We start from the raw sequence: 16394 nt of genomic DNA, 5'->3' as shown, positions 1-16394 counted from the left end.
AAATACGAATATAATGCACTATATTTGCCTATAGATAATAGGTAATAAATGGATTGATTCGAAAATTAAACAAAAATGGTGATCATGACAGGGAAAAAAGAAGACATCGAAATCGCCTTGCAAGAACGCATCAAAGAATTGAATTGTTTGTATGGGATGGCGCGTCTGGCGGAGCGGCACCATGATTCCATGGAAGATTTTCTGATGCATCTTGTAGATTTTCTTCCACTTTCCTGGAAATATACAGAATTTGCATGCGCACAGATCATCTTTAAGGGTGAGATATTTGACAGCAGGAAATTCGGATGGACGGAATGGCGACAATCAGCGCGAATCCGAATAAATGGTGAAGCAGTAGGTGAAGTGACGATTATTTATATGGAAGACCCCCCGAAAACGGATGAGGGTCCGTTCCTTAAGGAAGAAAGCGCGCTATTGGAGGGAATAGCCCAGCGTATAGGTGAAATTGCCCTCCGAATTATGGCCGAGAAGGAATTACAGGAAAACAACAGGCAGCTCTTGCTGGAAAGAAAAGCGCTGGAGGAAGCAAATGCGGCATTACGAGCGGTTCTTTCCAACATCGAAAGTGAAAAAAAGCGTATTTATGAAAACTTTCATTTGAATATAGAGAAGGTCGTCATGCCGGTCATCCACGCGTTGACACCCGGCATAGAGAAAAGCAAGCAAAAATACCTGGATATGTTGATGACTAACCTTGAAGAAATCACATCTCCCTTTACAAGCCGGATATTTAATCATTATCGTGCCTTGACCCCAACGGAGGTTGATATCTGCAATATGATCCGGAATGGATTACGGACCAAAGAAATAGCCAGGTTGCGCGGTGTCTCCGCGGCAACGATAAGTCGTCACCGTGAACACATTCGCCGGAAACTGAAAATTGCAAATCAGCAAATTAATTTGACGACTTACCTGCAATCGCTCCCGGCACAGGACACATCCAGCCCACCCCCATGTGTTTGACATTGAGATTTCCAACAGAAACGCTTGAGCAGCAGATTTCTTTACTCATGAAGTGAATTATTCCGAAGCTTTCTGAGAGTTCATTGTGATCTCTTTCGTGATGTCCACGACTTTTTGCGGAGATAAGTATCCCCATATTGCCCCTGCCTTTTCACGCTTCATATGCATGCTGATTCCTGCCGCTGTTTTTAAATCCAGCCTTTCCATCATGGCTCCCGCCTTTGCCGGGGGTGTTGCTTCATAAACCTTGGCCAGGTCCCTGTATCGCTTTGCATCGGCCTCCTTATCCGCACCAATGGCTGTGTCGAGCTTCTGTTCAAGACGGAGGAGAAGATCTATTTTCTCGGTAATCTCCTTCTTTAATGACAACAATTTCTGTTCTTCCACCCGAAGAGAATTTTCTCTCTCATCCAGTTCCTTTTGCCGGTTCTGTAGCGCATTCAACAAGCTTCTCGGCTGAGCCAGCTCATCGTCCAAGACGTCTTTAACCGCCGGGGCCTGACGCGGTGACTCCGCCATGGCGCGGTTTTCGGAAAAAAAAGAGTGCCGGGGAGTTTCCAGGAATTGGATCAAACCGCAAAGAGACATTATTTTTACGATAAAGATCATCAGGATAAAGACTTGAAAAACATAAAATACTTTTTTCATGACTTCGCTCCATCGAATCGAGTGATTCCCATTTCATCCATGAGTTTACGATCCTGCTCAGCAAGATGAGAATGATAAGCCTCCAGGTTTTTTTCTCTCAATATTTCCACAATCTTTCTCTTCTGGACGGATTGCAGGAGATCCTTTCGTTTCGTTTCCAGTTCCACCGATACTTCGTGGATAATCTCCCGCTGACGACACGCTCTAACCTGCAATTCTCCGATATAGTTGACCATCACCGTAATGTTCCTTACCGGTGTGACATTTTCCTGCAGGCCCTTCAAAATGCCGATCAGGTTTAATTTTTCCTGCTCGAGCAACTCAAGCTTCCTTTTTTCCTCGTCAAGACGCCTTGCCGATTCGGAGAAACGGATCAGCATCTTCTCCTCCAGAATCTTTCGATATTCCAAAACCGTCTGCAGGCGAAACTTAAACATGATCCATCATCTCCTCTGAAAAGAACGCTGCCATCATCCCCGCCGTCTGTTCGGCATCGAATCGTTCATGAATATCCTGCCTCAGAAAATCATTGACCTTGTCGATCATTCGAATAGCATAATCGATCTCCGCATTGCTTCCATGAACATAGGCACCGATATTGATCAATTCCTCAGCTTTTTTATGGGCTGCAATGATACTCAGAATTCGATTCGCCATATTTCTGTGCTTCTCACTGACGATGTCGATCATGACCCTGCTGATGCTGTTGAGAACATCCACGGCAGGATAATGGTTTTTGGCGGCCAGTTCCCGCGACAGGTAAAGGTGACCGTCCAGGATCGATCTTGCGGCATCAGAAATGGGTTCGTTGAAATCATCGCCTTCGACCAGGATGGTATATAAACCGGTGATGCTCCCTCTGCCTTCAACCTTGCCTGCCCTTTCCAGAAGTTTCGGCAGAAGACTGAAAACAGAAGGTGTATAGCCTTTCGTTGTCGGAGGCTCTCCCACGGAAAGTCCAATTTCCCTCTGGGCCATGGCAAAGCGGGTCAGCGAATCAACCATAAGCAGGACGTCCCGCCCCTGATCCCGGAAATATTCCGATACGGTCGTCGCCACATGAGCCGCCCTCATTCTTATCAAAGGGTGCATATCCGACGCCGCCACCACGACCACGGATCGGGCAAGTCCCTCTTTTCCCAGGTTTTTCTCCAGAAATTCCCGGACTTCCCGCCCACGTTCGCCGATCAGGCCGATGACATTGATATCGGCACTCGTGTTCCGCGCAATCATTCCCATAAGGACGCTTTTACCGACGCCTGATCCCGCGAAAATTCCCATCCGCTGCCCCTTGCCACAACTGAACAGACCGTTGAGGACCTTGACTCCGAAATCAATAGGATCGGAAATGCGTCCCCGCGCAAGGGGGTTAATGGGCTCGGCATACAGGGGATACTCCTCTTCCGTATCGATCGGTCCCCTGTTGTCTATGGGATTCCCCACGCCGTCGATCACACGCCCCAGAAGTCCCGCGCCCACTTTCACTGCCGCTTTTTTTCCCAGTGATTTGATCGGGCAGCCTGGTCCCAGCCCCTGAACCTCTTCAAGAGGCATCAGAATCACCTTGCCCTTCTTAAACCCCACCACTTCGGCAAAAACGGGTTTGCTATCATGAGGCAGGAGAGAACACATTTCCCCGATGGAAGCAGCCGGTCCCTGACCTTCGACCACGAGTCCGACAATTTCACTCACCCTGCCGTAAACTTTGATCGGCTGAATCTTTTTCAGAATCCGTTGATATCGTGAAAGATCGATAGAAGAATTCCGGGGAGCTGATTGATGTATGTCCGTCTGCATTTTCTGAGAGATTCTTTCTCGGCGGAAGTATGCCTATGAGGCATGGAGGCTCAGTAGACCGGCTTTGACTTCCTGGAGTTGTTCACTGATGCGGGCATCCACTTTACCTGAAGACGTTTCCAGAATCGCGCCGCCCTGGGGAATACTTCTGTCCTCTTCAAAGAAAACATTCCGGACACCGTTCATGCCATTAATAAAATCACTCTTTATTTCAACCAAATATTGATAATCATTGGGGTGCAGCCTGATTTTGATATTTTCTCTTTCCGTAATTTTTTGAAATGCGGCCTTCAACACACTGATGATCACGCCTCTGTCCGTCGAAACTTCCTGATGAATAATTTTTTCTGCAATGGAGATACAGAGCTCAAGCATTTGTTTCTCCGAAGACTGGAGCGTTTTTTGCTTGAAGGAACCGACCTCTTCCACCAACGCGTGCAGGGTATTCATGACTGCAACTTTTTTGTGTTTTGATGCTTCTGAACCTTGTTTGAACCCCTCTGCGAATCCCTCCTCATAGCCTTCTTTTCCCGCTGCCTTTATCTTCATCTCCATTTCCTGAAGTTTCTTTTCCATTTCAAGACTTTTTTCTGTTTCATCAGGATGCTGATGCTCCTGCTTCTCATTCAATGTGAATGGTATGAAATCCGAGCGATTGTTCGCTACACTGGAAACAAAAAAAACATCCTGTGACTTGATGATTCTGCTCTGTTTATATATATTCATCCTGTTCATCTCCCCTCTTGAGAACAACCCGGCCTTCGGCTTCCATCTTCTTGGCGATTTCTACAATCTTTCTCTGGCTTTCTTCCGCTTCGGATATCCTTATCGGAGGCATCAAATCGAGTTCCTCCTTCAGCATCTCCGCCCCTCTCTTGGACATGTTGCGATAAACCTTCTCTCTCATTCCCTCATCAACCAGTTTCAGGGCTTTGCCAATGTCTTCACTGCTGATTTCCCGAAGCACCTCCTGCAGTCCCCGATCATCAAGCTGAAGGACATCATCGAAGGTAAACATCAGATTGCGGATACCCGCGGCCAGTTCCGGATCCATGTCTTCCAGAGCGGTGAGAATCGCGTTTTCACTGGCCCTGTTCATTCTGTTCAGGATATCTGCCATCATGCGAATGCCGCCGATATCGGCTCCGGTCGTCGCGCCTGCAACGATCTCTTTTTCCAGTGTCCGTGCCACTTCATCAATGTATTCCTGAGGGACGCTTTTCAAAGTGGCCATTCGCCTGGTAATCTCGAATTGCATTTCCGGGGTGAAGCTTTCCAGAATTTGAGCGGATTTTTCAGGTTTCAAATGGGCAAGGATCAAGGCAATCGTCTGAGGATGCTCTGATTTTGTAAAATCCATAAGAATCTTCGGGTCCACATCCCGAAGTTTATCGGTGATTGGATTGTCATCGGTACGGATACTTTCAACTTCACTCAGAATACTTTCCGCTTCTGTTTCTCCGACAGCTTTTATGACAATGTTCTTGGTCACATCTTCACTTATGGAAATGAGTCTTCCCCGCTCTCTGGCGAGAAAACAGAATTCTCTGGAAATGGAATTGATCGTTTCTGATGAAATCGTACTGACGCGGCTCATGTATTTCCCCAGCCGTCTGATTTCCGAAGGCTTAAGATGTTTCATCACTTCAGAGGCTGTTTCCTCCTCCAGCGACAAAAGGAGAATCGCGGCCTTTTCTTCGTTTGTAAGACTTGCCATAAAGCACCTTAAAGAAACAGATCAGTTCATTGCCCCATCGTACAGCAGTTAATCTGCAATAACCATAGATGTTACTTTAACCAGTTACGCAGCAGCTCGGCAAAAGATTTGGAATCTTCAACGGCCATTTTCTTCACAACTTCAATTTCCGTCAATTCCCGTTCCTTTACAGACAGCAGGTCCAGGGATTGAGTTTCTCCCGTCAATTCAATAATATCCTCTGGAAGAGCCTCTTTTTCCATGACCTTTTCAGTGACCTGCCCGGTTATTCCCCTGATCAGAGGACGGATAACAAAAAAGAAGACAAGGACAACGACGACCAGAAGGAGCAAATATTTAATCAGAGGGAAATAGGTCGATATATTTTCCCCGAACCAGCCATTCCCACCTGTCATGTCTTCCGTATCAAGTTTTTTGAAGGGCATGTTCGTAACCGTTACTTGATCACCCCGGGCGGTGCTGAAACCAGCGGAGGTTCGTACAAGCTCTTCGATGGATTCAATTTCCTTCTTGGATCGGGGCTGATAAATTTCTTTTCCCTGCTTATCCTTGACATATGTACCATCAACGAGAACAGCGATGGAAAGCTTCCTGATCTCGCCGACGGGCATGACCGTTTTACTGACCGTTTTGTTGATCTCGTAATTGATGATTTCATCCAGTTTTTCCTGGCCCGTGCTCTGATCGGCTTTTCCCGGGGTTGCGGATTTTTCAGACTGTTTCTGGGTACTCCTGACGACCGGGGATTCCGGATCATAGGATTCTTCCGTTTTTTCAGTCATTCGAAAATCCAGGTCAGCAGCCACCCGTACCACGGCCTTGCCCTGACCGACGACATTTTCCAGAAGAGATTGGATCCTGGCAGCCGTATCTTTTTCAAGGTTCCGCTGGAATTCAATCTGCGAACCGGATAACCCTGAAAGGCCTGATTCGCCTTTCAGTTTGGATAAAATATTGCCTTTATTATCGACAATAATGACATCCCCGGCATTCAGTCCTTCCACACTGCTGGCAACCAGGTGAGCGATCCCTTCGATCTGCGATGAACTCAGCGACCGGCCCGGCTTCAACTTCAGCGTGACAGAAGCCGTCGGTTTTTTCTCTTCACTGACAAACAGGGATTCCCTTGGCAAGGCAATATGGACCCGACTGGATTCTATTTCCTCCAATCCCTTGATCGTTCGGCCCAGTTCACCCTGAAGCGCACGCCTGTAGTTCAGTTGCTGTTCGAATTCGGTTGCCCCCAGGGTTTTCTGATCGAAGATCTCAAAACCCACCCCGCCACCCTGAGGGAGACCCGATCCGGCAAGCTCCAGCCGAAGTTCCGAAACTTTTTCAGCAGGCACGAAAATTGTGTCTCCCGCAGAGTTGATTTCATAGGAAATTTTTTTCTCCTGAAGCTTCGCCAGAATCGAGGAGGCGTCTTCACTGGACAGATGGGAAAAAAGGACTTTGTATTCAGGACGGTTTGCGAAATACACCATTGCCGCTAAAACGGACAAAGTCATGCCTGCCACAAACAGAAGAGACCACTTTCTTGCCGGCGGCAATTCCACAAAGCTTTGCCGGAGGTTTTCATAAAACCGCAGGAAGGAATTCATGGGGAAAAACGCTTACGCTGAAAGAATACCGAATCTCTCATTTTTATTATACCTGCATTCTCATGACTTCCTGATAAGCATCAATGATTTTATTTCTGACCTGCATCATGGTCTGGAAGGAAATGCTCGCTTTCTCCAGGGCGATCATGGCCTCATGAATGCTGCCTGTATCATGCACCTGCACTCCGGATATCGCCTCATCGGCATCGCTCTGAAGCTTATTGATATCCTGGATGGTATTGCGAAGAACGTCACTGAAAGACACCTTTCCTTCAGCCGGCTCTATTTCAACCTTCTGTTCCGGAAAGGCGGATGGAAGATGGAATCTGTCCTGAATTGATAAGTCTTTCATTATCTCACCTCTTCAATAATCTCCGATCTGATTGACGAATCGGATTCTTTCCCTGTGATGGAACTATTTCCCGATATCCAGCGTCTTCAACGCCATGTTTTTTGTAGCATCAAAAGCAGTGACGCAAGCCTCGTAGGCCCTGCTGGCAGTAATCATGTCGGTCATTTCCATCATGACGTTTACATTCGGCATCGCCACGTTGCCCTGTTGATCCGCATCCGGATGGGAAGGATCGTAGACTTTCCTGACGGTCTCCCCGTCTTCGACTACTTCCTTAAGGGCCACTTCCCTGATCGCATCTCGAAGTCTGTCGCCGAAACGGAATTTTTGCTTCACGTTTTCCGATGAAAAAATCGCCACCTTACGCTTATACGGTCCTCCTTCAGGAGTGCTGGTGGTACTGACATTGGCCAGATTGCTGGCAATAACATCCATTTTTGCCCTTTGAGCAGCAAACCCTGAGCTGCATATGCGAAAAGACGTGAGAAAATCCATATTATTTCGTCTCCTTCAATACGGTGTTCAATCCCTTGAATTTGCGAGCAAGCATTTCAACCGTCAGGTTGTACCTGAGATGATTTTCGGCAAGATGAGTCATTTCCGTATCCATATTGACATTTTTGCCAGTCTCAACCACCTCGAAATCATCATCCGAAATTTCATTCAGGTCGGCGGGCAGATGTTTTCCGTCTGTTTTTAAGAGCGTGAGCTGCCCCCTGTCAGCGACGGCTCTGCTCAAATCCCTTTTGAAGACATAATCTTTCGGCTTGTAATCAGGTGAATCCATGTTGGCAATATTGGACAGAATGATTTTGTTTCTTTGAGACCGGAATCCCAGCATGCCTGATAGTATACCAATTGTTTTACTGAACAGAAAGTCCATCCCAGCTCCCTCCGAAGGAATTCAAGCAAAGCACATACCACTTAAGAAGCAGTATCGGGAGATAACCTATTCCGATGTCAGAGAGGCCTTCATCTGATATTCCTGCAGTTTGTTGCGCATGGTTCTGACACTGATCCCCAGTATTTCCGATGCTCTGGTTTTGTTTCCCTTGACTTTGTCCAGAGTACTGAAGATCAGTTCCTTTTCCATTTCCCAGATCGTCATGCCCCGGGACAGATCAATCCCGGAAATATCTGTGGAAACTTCTTCAAGGGAACAGGATGTTTTTTCCTCTGCTGCCGGGCTGACGGAACCCTGGTCTTCCAGATAAAGATGCTCCGGCAAGACCACATTCCCGCCGCAGACAAGGACCGCCCTTTCAATCACGTTTTCAAGTTCTCTTACATTGCCGGGCCAGTCATAGGCATTCAACCGTTTCAGGGTTCCATTTGCAAAAACCGGCAGCGGTTTTTCATTAAGATTACTGTACTTTTTCAAAAAGTAAGAACCCAGAAGCTCAACATCGCCTTTTCGTTCCCGCAGGGGTGGAATTTTAAGGGGAATGACATTGAGCCGATAATAAAGATCTTCGCGAAAAGTCTTCTCTTCAATACATTTCCGAACATCGGCATTTGTCGTGGCGATAATTCTCACATCCACAGGCAATGGCATTTTTCCACCCAGCCGATCGATTTCTTTTTCCTGAATTACCCGTAAAAGTTTTGCCTGCAAATGTGGAGTCATTTCTGTCACTTCATCAAGAAGCAGCGTTCCGCCGTTCGCGAGTTCGAATTTCCCTACTTTCCTCTGAATTGCTCCGGTAAAAGCCCCTTTTTCAAACCCGAACATTTCACTCTCGAGAAGATTGTCGGGAATCGCGGCGCAGTTGATCGCCACGAAAGGCATATGCCTCCTGCTGCTGTGGAGATAGAGATAACGGGCAAAAAGTTCCTTGCCTGTTCCACTTTCGCCCTGAATCAGGACGCTGGATTTGCTCTGTGCCACCGTTTTCAGAAATTCGAGAATGCCCAGAATTTTTTCGTCTTCCGTTATGATCTCTCTATCCGTAAAAGTCATCTTTTCGACAGGTTTGCTTTCCCTGAATTCTTTCTCTTCGTATGTCGCCATAACGTTTTTGACGACGAATTCGATGTCTTCCAGGGAAAAGGGCTTCATGATGAAGTCAGAAGCCCCCTCCTTCATGGCTTCGACAGCAGTGTTTACGGTTCCATAAGCGGTTATCAGAATCACGGGACTTTCCGGCGAGATCTTTTTGATGGTTTTCAAGACCTCCATACCACCCATCCCGGGCATCCGCATATCGGTGATTACGGCTTCGAAGGCGCCTTTTCTGAACTTCTTCAACGCCTCAAGCCCATTGGAAGCTGTTTCAATGCAGTAGCCACAGCTTTCCAGAGTTTCGCAGAGTGCCATTCTCATTGACGTGTCATCATCCACGACCAGTATGCGCGCTTCTTTCATTTCCATCCTACCTTCGTCTTCATTGTGCCTTGTTCGCTGATCAACGGGAGGAGAACGTGAAAAACAGTTCCCTCCTGTTCGACGCTTTCCACATGGATTACCCCGCGGTGCATTTCGATAATATTGTGAACAATCGTCAGTCCCAATCCCGATTCCTCTTCCTTAGTCGTAAAAAAGGGATCAAAGATCCGGTTTAAATATTCCCTGGGAATTCCGATTCCCGAATCTCTGATTTTAACCTCAATATAAGATTCATCCGTTTCCATATCCTGCCCTGAGTGAGGACAGATTGTCTCAAAATCGATAGTCCCTCCCTCAGGATCCAGAGACTGCAACGCGTTGAGGATCAGGTTGAAAAAGACTTGCTTCAGCATTTCCGCATCACCCTCGATCCACGGTTCATAATCTGCGTAAGTTGTATTAATGAATATCTTCTCCTGGTCAATCAGCGGTTCGCATGACCCGAGGATCTCGTTCAAAAAATGGTGTAATGAAATCCGTTTTAAGATCAGTTTTCGGTTTTTCGTGAAGAGAAGAAGGTTGGATATTTTATTATCCATTTTCTTGACGGATGAGATAATCCGGGAAATTCTGTTCTGATCTCTATCGTTCTTCGATTCCTTCATCAAAAGGGATGCGTACAGTTCAATGCTTCCCAGGGGATTTCTAATTTCATGAGCGATATTCGCCGCCATTTCCCCCAAAGCGGTAAATTTTTCGGATCTTTTTGCCATGCTTTCCAGTTTTTCAATGCGGGTGACGTCCCGGAGAACGAAAACCGTTCCGAGAATTTTACCTCCCGACGAAATAAACGATGACGTAATTTCAAGAACCCGATTCTTATAAATCAGGCGGGAAACCCTCCCCTTCCGGAAATTTTTGTTCAAAAAAATGTCCATCCAGTCATTTGAAGGCATATCTTCAAATAAAATCCGGATGTGCCTCCCGACAGCTTCATCCTGTGGCTTGCCTGAAAATAATTCCGAGGCGGAATTGAACACCTGAATTTCATCCTCCGGATTGGTCACAATGACTCCGTTCGTCAAACTTTCGAGAATATTCTGAAGGTAACTCTTCATTTCCTCCTTCTCGGAAAGCGTTCTCAACAACTCCCGGTTCTTTTCTTCCAGTTCAAGATTCAGGCTGTCAAATTTCTTCTCCAGACTCGCAAAAGCCTGCTGAATATGCAAAGTCGCCTGATTGAACCCTTCGAAAGATTTCTGTAACGATGCAATGTCATTCATGCTTGATCCAGTAATTTTAATTACTACTCATGTACGTTATGTTGTTTTCAGACCACGCCTGATCGGCAACCCAGTAATCCACGACCTTCGGCCAGAATGTCTCATCGCCTTTTTCCTTTAACTCGGAAAATGTTTTTTCCATCATGGTCATGTCGTCCATTTTTCTGTAACTCTGCCCCGTTCTGAAAAGGGTCCACATCTGCTTTTGTTGATTTTTCATCCGTGGAACAGCCTGTTGAGAGGCAGCTATGCCACGCTGATAGTCGGTGTTTTCGAAATAACAGTCCACCAACCCCGCATAGGCTTCAGTGATGAGCTCTTCCTCATAATTCTGCGGGCTGTCCCGATATTCATGAATAATCTTCTGATAAATTTTTATAGCTGAAGCACAGTCGTTGTTACTTTTCAACGCGTGGGCATAATTTCCCTTAATCGTCAGAAGATCGGGATTGTCTTTTCCTTCGAGCAATATTTTATATAAGGAAACAGCCCTATCATATCGCCCTTTTAGGTAAAAATAATCAGCCAGGTTTTTTATTGCCGTCTCTTTCAGAATGCCGTCATTTTCTGTAAATTGCTTCATCAGGGCATTCCATTTTTCCTCTGGAACATCATTCCCCTTCCGGATTCCAGGATCCTCCACCACCATGAGTTCCAGAACAGCCGCGCCTGAAGCATTCAGCCCATGCTGCCTGAGACTGTTCCATACAGAAGATGCGTCTGAGAGAAATCCCAATTTCCGGAGACTGACACCTGCTCTGGAGAACAGATCCCGTGTTTCAGCAGAAAGAGAAATTTTGTTGTGAATCTTATAATAAATATCGGCTACAGCGAGGTCATCACCCCTTCCATAAGCCTCCTCAATCAATCGCCTTGCATTCAAAAACAGATACCCCCGGCTTTTATCCTTAAAATCTCCATGGGTGTAAGAATCGAGAAGATGGCAATAGAGGTCGAAGGCCTCTTTGCAGCGACCCGCTTTCCACAGGGCATATCCCTTTTGATAAAGCAGCCATTCCTCCAATCTGCCGCCGGGGAATTTCCTCCTCATCCAATCATATGTCCCAACTGGATTTCTGTAATAATCCCATCCCGTCATGCAGACATTGAAGTTCATCGTCGGCTCCATAACGCCGATATTTGCCATAAAAAGAATGCTTTCATAAGCTTCCCCGCTTTCTGGATAGTTTTCCAGCAGGAGGCTGAAGACTTTCAAGGCCGAAGCGAAGCGGTTCAGGGTATAAAAAGAACGGCCCAGATAAAACATGGCACTTTTTTTCGAGCCCCCTTCCGGGTAGAGGTTGAGATAAGTGGCAAACAGGGAAGCCGCCCTTGAGTAATCCTGCCAGGAAAAGAGGGTAAGCCCCAGATCATAAAGGACATCTGCAGGCAATTCTTCGAAGTTATCCCACTTGTTGAGTGCGTTCCGATACCAGAGCGCGCCATCGGTCTGTCTGCCGGTTTGTTGAAAACAGTAGCCCAGCAGGAAAGAAGACCTGGAAGCGTAAGGACCATCGGGATATCCGGCCAGGTAATTCCTCAGCTTCTCGATCGCATGGGTAAAACGTCCGGTCCGATAGAGAATTTCTCCCATTTTGTACAACACATCCTGCTTGTACCTTGAAGTCGGATATTTCCGAATGACATCCTCATAGGCCGCATAAGCCTCCTCATAGTTTCCAGCCTGTTCCAGGCATTCTGCCAGGCGGAAATTCACCAGATCGTTTCTGCTTCGCAAGTCCGGATAGCGACGGAGTATATGTTTATATGCGTCAACGGCTTTCAGATTGAAACTTCCATCCTTCCCTTTTCCCAGAAAAAAGTAACAGTCCGCAAGAAGCCTCAGACTGTTTTCCAGCAATGCATCGTCATTATGCTTCTTTGAAACGATCGAAGACAGAATCGCGGCAGCCCTTTCGTAACGACACGCATCGAAGTGAATGTTTGCCGTTTCAAATACACGAGGGGACGGACTATCCAGACTGTTTTTCACATCCGATTCTCTGCCCGTCTTCCGTTTGGGCAAGTGCGCCTCATTTTCATTGTCAGTATCGGGAATGACATTTTTTTGCAGGATTGTTTGCCGTTGAAGGGAAGAATCTCGAATGCCTTGATCCGAAAAATCCGGGACCTGCTTACGGGCGGGACGATGAATCATTTTTACCCTGGAATCAGGGTCATTTGTCGACGGCCGGACCTTTACAGGTTTCTTTTTTTTCCTTTCGACAGAAACCCGACTCCGTGACGCCGGCGGACCTTTCATGATAAAAACCCGGTACCAGACTCCCTTGTCAGGAATCAGGACCTTTTCAAGGTATGCATTGTAACCTCTCGATTTTAATAAATTAACCTCTTGTTTCGCACCATCGACATTCTGATAGGAGGATACGCGTCTCGCGTGAATATCCTGCCGGTTTGTTTCCCCGTGACAGGTGAGGTGCGGCCACAGGACCCACCCCATGCTACAAAGGATGGCTACGATTAAAAATCGCCTGTTTTTATTTGAAAAACCAAACGGTAATTTCATCACAAATGAAAAAGTGCAGAAACTGTCTGCATGGGAAAAATTTTTCTATGAAAAATGATCCAACAATGGTATCTTAAATTTCCGTCTTTCACACTGCCTTGATTTTCTGAAATACTGTCTCTATTTAAGCAATGTATATACCGGATTGCCTGTTTCGCTTCGTCCCTGCACCTTGAAGATGGCTGAAATCTCTTTAGACGGGGATAGACATCTTAATGTGGCAAAGATTTGATAATGCTGCATTTCAGAATGGAACCACTCATTGCTCCGATGCACGCACAGCCCTATAAGCACTCGTTGATCGATAGAATTCCTGGGAAACGATTTGCCTTCCACAGGTGGGAAATGCCCAGGTTAAGTATTCGGGTATGAAGTTACGAAATCAGACAACGGGACAGAAAAGGCGTCAATCTGCTGACACATTTGTTTTGTTCACCCCATACCAACCGGATGATCGCGTCAACAAGCCGCCTCTTCCATGGTGTGAACGAAAGAGTCTTTCTTTGCTGCCTTTACCACTTCCGCTATAGGGACTTGCCCATGATGATCAATGGAAGTTCTCCCGGAATCATGATATAAAACATCATTATTCAAAAGAATTTGTATATTCGAAATCTTATTTTCGTTCGAAAGAAAACTCCAGAAAGGATCCACGGTGAAGAAACGTCTTGTTCTCATTTCCATGATGGCAATCGTTGTAGCGGTTGGCCTCCTGGTTTATTTCGGGCAGAGGCAAAACCGTCAACGGGAGTCCTACTATTCCGGAACCATCGAAGCAACCCAGTCCCAACTTTCGTTTCAGACCGGAGGCCGTGTTGCTGTGGTGCATGTCCGTGAAGGAGATTCGATCAAAGCCGGACAACGGCTTGCCGAGCTCGATACCGACGAGTGGACCGCCCGTTATGAGCAGGCCAGGGCGGCACTGGACAGGGCGGGGAAAAATACACGAGAGATGGAAATCCTGCTCAATTTCTACCAGAAATCTCTACCTGCCGAGGTGACGCGCGCACGGGCCAATGTGGAAAGTCGAACGAACATCCTCACCGAGGCCAGGAGAAACAACACCCGGTACACCCAGCTCTTTGAGCGGGGCGTGGTGACGGAAAAAGAGCGGGACGCAGTAAAACTGCACTATGATAATGCCATCGCAAGTCTGACTGAAGGGAAGGCAGCGTTCCGGCAGGCAGAAAGCGGACTGAACAAGATCGAGGCCACAAGGATGGAACTGGAAGCCGCCAGAGCCCAGACCGAGGCTGCCCGGTCAGCCCTTAAGGAAGTCAGTATTCAGCTTGCCTATACAACCCTGTCCGCTCCGTCTGACGGGATCATCACGTCCAGGAATGTCGAACCGGGCGAAGTTGTCACTCCGGGACGAGAGGTATTCACCCTGTCGAATCTGGCAACAGTGGATCTGAAGATCTTTGTCGGGGAAACCGAAATCGGAAAAGTCCGGCCTGGTCAACCGGTCGATGTCAAAGTGGATACCTTTCCAGGCAGAATCTTCAAGGGCAGAGTATCCTACATCTCCCCTGAAGGAGAGTTCACTCCAAAGATCATCCAGACTTTCAAGGAACGTGTCAAACTCGTTTATCTCGTGAAGGTTGCCGTTCCCAATCCTGATATCGCACTCAAACCGGGAATGCCTGCCGATGCCTGGCTCCGCTGACGCTATGATCCGGGTCGAAAAGGCCTCTCTGCGCTACGGTGACGTTGAAGCCGTCCAGGGAGTCTCTTTCTCCGTTGCTGCAGGCTCCATGTTCGGACTTGTAGGATCGGACGGCGCCGGAAAGACCTCTCTGCTCCGCATGATCGCCACCATGATTCAGCCTTCCGCCGGGACGATCACCATCAGCGGTCTGGATGTTTTTACCCACAGGAAACAGATTCGGGATCTGATCGGTTACATGCCACAGCGATTCGGTCTCTATCAGGATCTGACGGTTGAGGAAAATTTCCATTTTTTCATGAATATTTACGGGATCAAGGGAAGTGAAGGGGAGAGAAGGAAAGAGCGTTATCTGGGGTTTTCTCACCTCCTGCCCTTTATCCGCCGTCCAGCAGGGCAGCTTTCGGGGGGGATGAAGCAGAAACTCGGCCTGGCCTGCGTCCTCGTGCATGAACCTCAAGTCCTGGTTCTCGATGAACCAACTAACGGGGTGGATCCGGCTTCCCGCCGGGAATTCTGGGATATGCTGAAGATCATGCAGAATCAGGGAATGACGATCCTCACCTCAACTGCTTATCTGGACGAGGGAGAGAAATGTGACCAGGTGGCCATCATGCACCGGGCACGGATTCTGGACATCGCCGCGCCGGAAGCCATGCGCTCCCGCTTTTCCAGTCTGGAAGAGGCCGTGATTGACCGTATTCAGGAAGTGGACAGGGGACTCCAGCATGAATCGTTCAACAGATAAGGCGATCGCTGTCAGAAATCTGGAAAAACGATTCGGTTCTTTTGTCGCAGTGGACCGGATTTCCTTCGCCGTTCAAAGGGGAGAGATCTTCGGCTTTCTCGGCCCGAACGGTTCTGGAAAATCCACCACCATCCGCATGCTGTGCGGCATCCTCAAACCCACAGATGGAGAAGGACAGGTCGCGGGCTATGACATCATCACCCAGCCTGAAGCGGTGAAGCAGACCATTGGATATATGTCGCAGCGGTTTTCCCTCTATGAAGACCTGACCCCCCGGGAAAATATCCGGTTTTACCTCGGCATCTACAATGTTCCGGCAGGAAGCTGGAAGGACCGGATCGACTGGGTTCTTGATTTAACCCGCCTGCGGGAGGTTCGAAATGCGCTGACGCGATCACTGCCCCCCGGCTGGCGCCAGCGTCTTGCCTTGGGCTGCGCCTTGCTCCATTCTCCGGAGGTTCTTTTCCTCGACGAACCAACCGCCGGCGTGGATCCGATTACAAGACGGCATTTCTGGGATTTCATCCGCCGGCTCGCCATGGAAGGCATCACCATCTTTGTCACGACGCACTACATGGATGAGGCCCGTTACTGCGAAAACATCGTCATGCTCAATGAAGGCCGGATCGTCGCGGCGGACAGTCCCGAAAACATCATCCAGACGGCCTGTCCCGGCAGGCCGGGAGCGACGCTGGACGATGCTTTTGTCGCCCTGATGACCCGCAAGTCCGGAAAAAATTCCTGA

At 47.8% G+C, this 16394-nt stretch carries 16 protein-coding genes; 4 read left to right on the top strand and 12 right to left on the bottom strand.

Translation table 11 applies throughout. The features are described from left to right. Positions 1 to 75 precede the first annotated feature (75 nt). Positions 76 to 984: a helix-turn-helix transcriptional regulator gene (locus SYN_RS04635; protein WP_011416890.1), complete on the top strand. Its 909-nt coding sequence runs from the start codon at positions 76 to 78 to the stop codon at positions 982 to 984. A 57-nt stretch (positions 985 to 1041) separates the two neighbouring features. Here SYN_RS04635 and SYN_RS04630 read toward each other — a convergent pair whose 3' ends face one another. The 12 genes from SYN_RS04630 to SYN_RS04575 all read right to left on the bottom strand — a co-directional run bounded on the left by SYN_RS04630 (position 1042) and on the right by SYN_RS04575 (position 12734). Next, positions 1042 to 1632, bottom strand: coding sequence for a MotE family protein (locus tag SYN_RS04630; protein WP_011416889.1), 591 nt, complete (start codon positions 1630 to 1632; stop codon positions 1042 to 1044). Beyond that, positions 1629 to 2069, bottom strand: coding sequence for a flagellar export protein FliJ (fliJ, locus tag SYN_RS04625; RefSeq protein ID WP_011416888.1), 441 nt, complete (start codon positions 2067 to 2069; stop codon positions 1629 to 1631). Before fliJ ends, SYN_RS04630 begins: the two co-directional genes overlap by 4 nt. Continuing rightward, positions 2062 to 3429, bottom strand: coding sequence for a flagellar protein export ATPase FliI (gene fliI, locus SYN_RS04620; protein ID WP_011416887.1), 1368 nt, complete (start codon positions 3427 to 3429; stop codon positions 2062 to 2064). The genes fliJ and fliI overlap by 8 nt, the downstream gene beginning before the upstream one ends. A gap of 33 nt (positions 3430 to 3462) precedes the next feature. After that, the gene (locus tag SYN_RS04615; RefSeq protein ID WP_158302922.1) at positions 3463 to 4155 is read right to left on the bottom strand and encodes a FliH/SctL family protein; all 693 of its coding nucleotides are present in this window, start codon (positions 4153 to 4155) and stop codon (positions 3463 to 3465) included. Next, positions 4142 to 5146 (bottom strand): flagellar motor switch protein FliG, encoded by a 1005-nt coding sequence (fliG, locus tag SYN_RS04610; RefSeq protein WP_011416885.1) that lies wholly within the window; start codon positions 5144 to 5146, stop codon positions 4142 to 4144. Before fliG ends, SYN_RS04615 begins: the two co-directional genes overlap by 14 nt. 71 nt (positions 5147 to 5217) lie before the next feature. Further along, on the bottom strand, positions 5218 to 6747 hold the full coding sequence (fliF, locus tag SYN_RS04605) for a flagellar basal-body MS-ring/collar protein FliF (RefSeq protein WP_011416884.1): 1530 nt from the start codon (positions 6745 to 6747) through the stop codon (positions 5218 to 5220). 46 nt (positions 6748 to 6793) lie between these two features. Continuing rightward, positions 6794 to 7099, bottom strand: a complete 306-nt coding sequence (fliE, locus tag SYN_RS04600) for a flagellar hook-basal body complex protein FliE (protein ID WP_011416883.1) — start codon at positions 7097 to 7099, stop codon at positions 6794 to 6796. Positions 7100 to 7162: 63 nt separating this feature from the next. Further along, the gene (flgC, locus tag SYN_RS04595) at positions 7163 to 7594 is read right to left on the bottom strand and encodes a flagellar basal body rod protein FlgC (protein WP_011416882.1); all 432 of its coding nucleotides are present in this window, start codon (positions 7592 to 7594) and stop codon (positions 7163 to 7165) included. 1 nt (position 7595) lies between these two features. Continuing rightward, positions 7596 to 7982 (bottom strand): flagellar basal body rod protein FlgB, encoded by a 387-nt coding sequence (gene flgB, locus SYN_RS04590; protein ID WP_011416881.1) that lies wholly within the window; start codon positions 7980 to 7982, stop codon positions 7596 to 7598. 66 nt (positions 7983 to 8048) lie between these two features. After that, positions 8049 to 9464 (bottom strand): sigma-54-dependent transcriptional regulator, encoded by a 1416-nt coding sequence (locus tag SYN_RS04585; RefSeq protein ID WP_041585387.1) that lies wholly within the window; start codon positions 9462 to 9464, stop codon positions 8049 to 8051. Further along, positions 9461 to 10708 carry a two-component system sensor histidine kinase NtrB gene (locus tag SYN_RS04580; protein WP_011416879.1) on the bottom strand — a complete coding sequence of 416 codons (1248 nt, stop codon included), beginning with the start codon at positions 10706 to 10708 and terminating at the stop codon, positions 9461 to 9463. Before SYN_RS04580 ends, SYN_RS04585 begins: the two co-directional genes overlap by 4 nt. 16 nt (positions 10709 to 10724) lie before the next feature. Further along, positions 10725 to 12734: a tetratricopeptide repeat protein gene (locus SYN_RS04575; RefSeq protein ID WP_158302921.1), complete on the bottom strand. Its 2010-nt coding sequence runs from the start codon at positions 12732 to 12734 to the stop codon at positions 10725 to 10727. A 1156-nt stretch (positions 12735 to 13890) separates the two neighbouring features. On the opposite strand from SYN_RS04575, the gene SYN_RS04565 reads away from it, so the two are divergent. The 3 genes from SYN_RS04565 to SYN_RS04555 are packed head-to-tail and all read left to right on the top strand — an operon-like array spanning position 13891 to position 16394. Further along, complete coding sequence (locus tag SYN_RS04565) at positions 13891 to 14901, top strand: HlyD family secretion protein (protein WP_011416876.1); 1011 nt, start codon at positions 13891 to 13893, stop codon at positions 14899 to 14901. Next, the gene (locus SYN_RS04560; protein ID WP_148202485.1) at positions 14885 to 15649 is read left to right on the top strand and encodes an ABC transporter ATP-binding protein; all 765 of its coding nucleotides are present in this window, start codon (positions 14885 to 14887) and stop codon (positions 15647 to 15649) included. Before SYN_RS04565 ends, SYN_RS04560 begins: the two co-directional genes overlap by 17 nt. Next, complete coding sequence (locus tag SYN_RS04555; RefSeq protein WP_041584719.1) at positions 15630 to 16394, top strand: ABC transporter ATP-binding protein; 765 nt, start codon at positions 15630 to 15632, stop codon at positions 16392 to 16394. Before SYN_RS04560 ends, SYN_RS04555 begins: the two co-directional genes overlap by 20 nt.

This window comes from Syntrophus aciditrophicus SB, from assembly GCF_000013405.1.
Lineage (GTDB): Bacteria > Desulfobacterota > Syntrophia > Syntrophales > Syntrophaceae > Syntrophus > Syntrophus aciditrophicus.
Note: the sequence above shows the minus strand (reverse complement) of the source record. Positions and strands in the feature narration are given on the sequence as shown.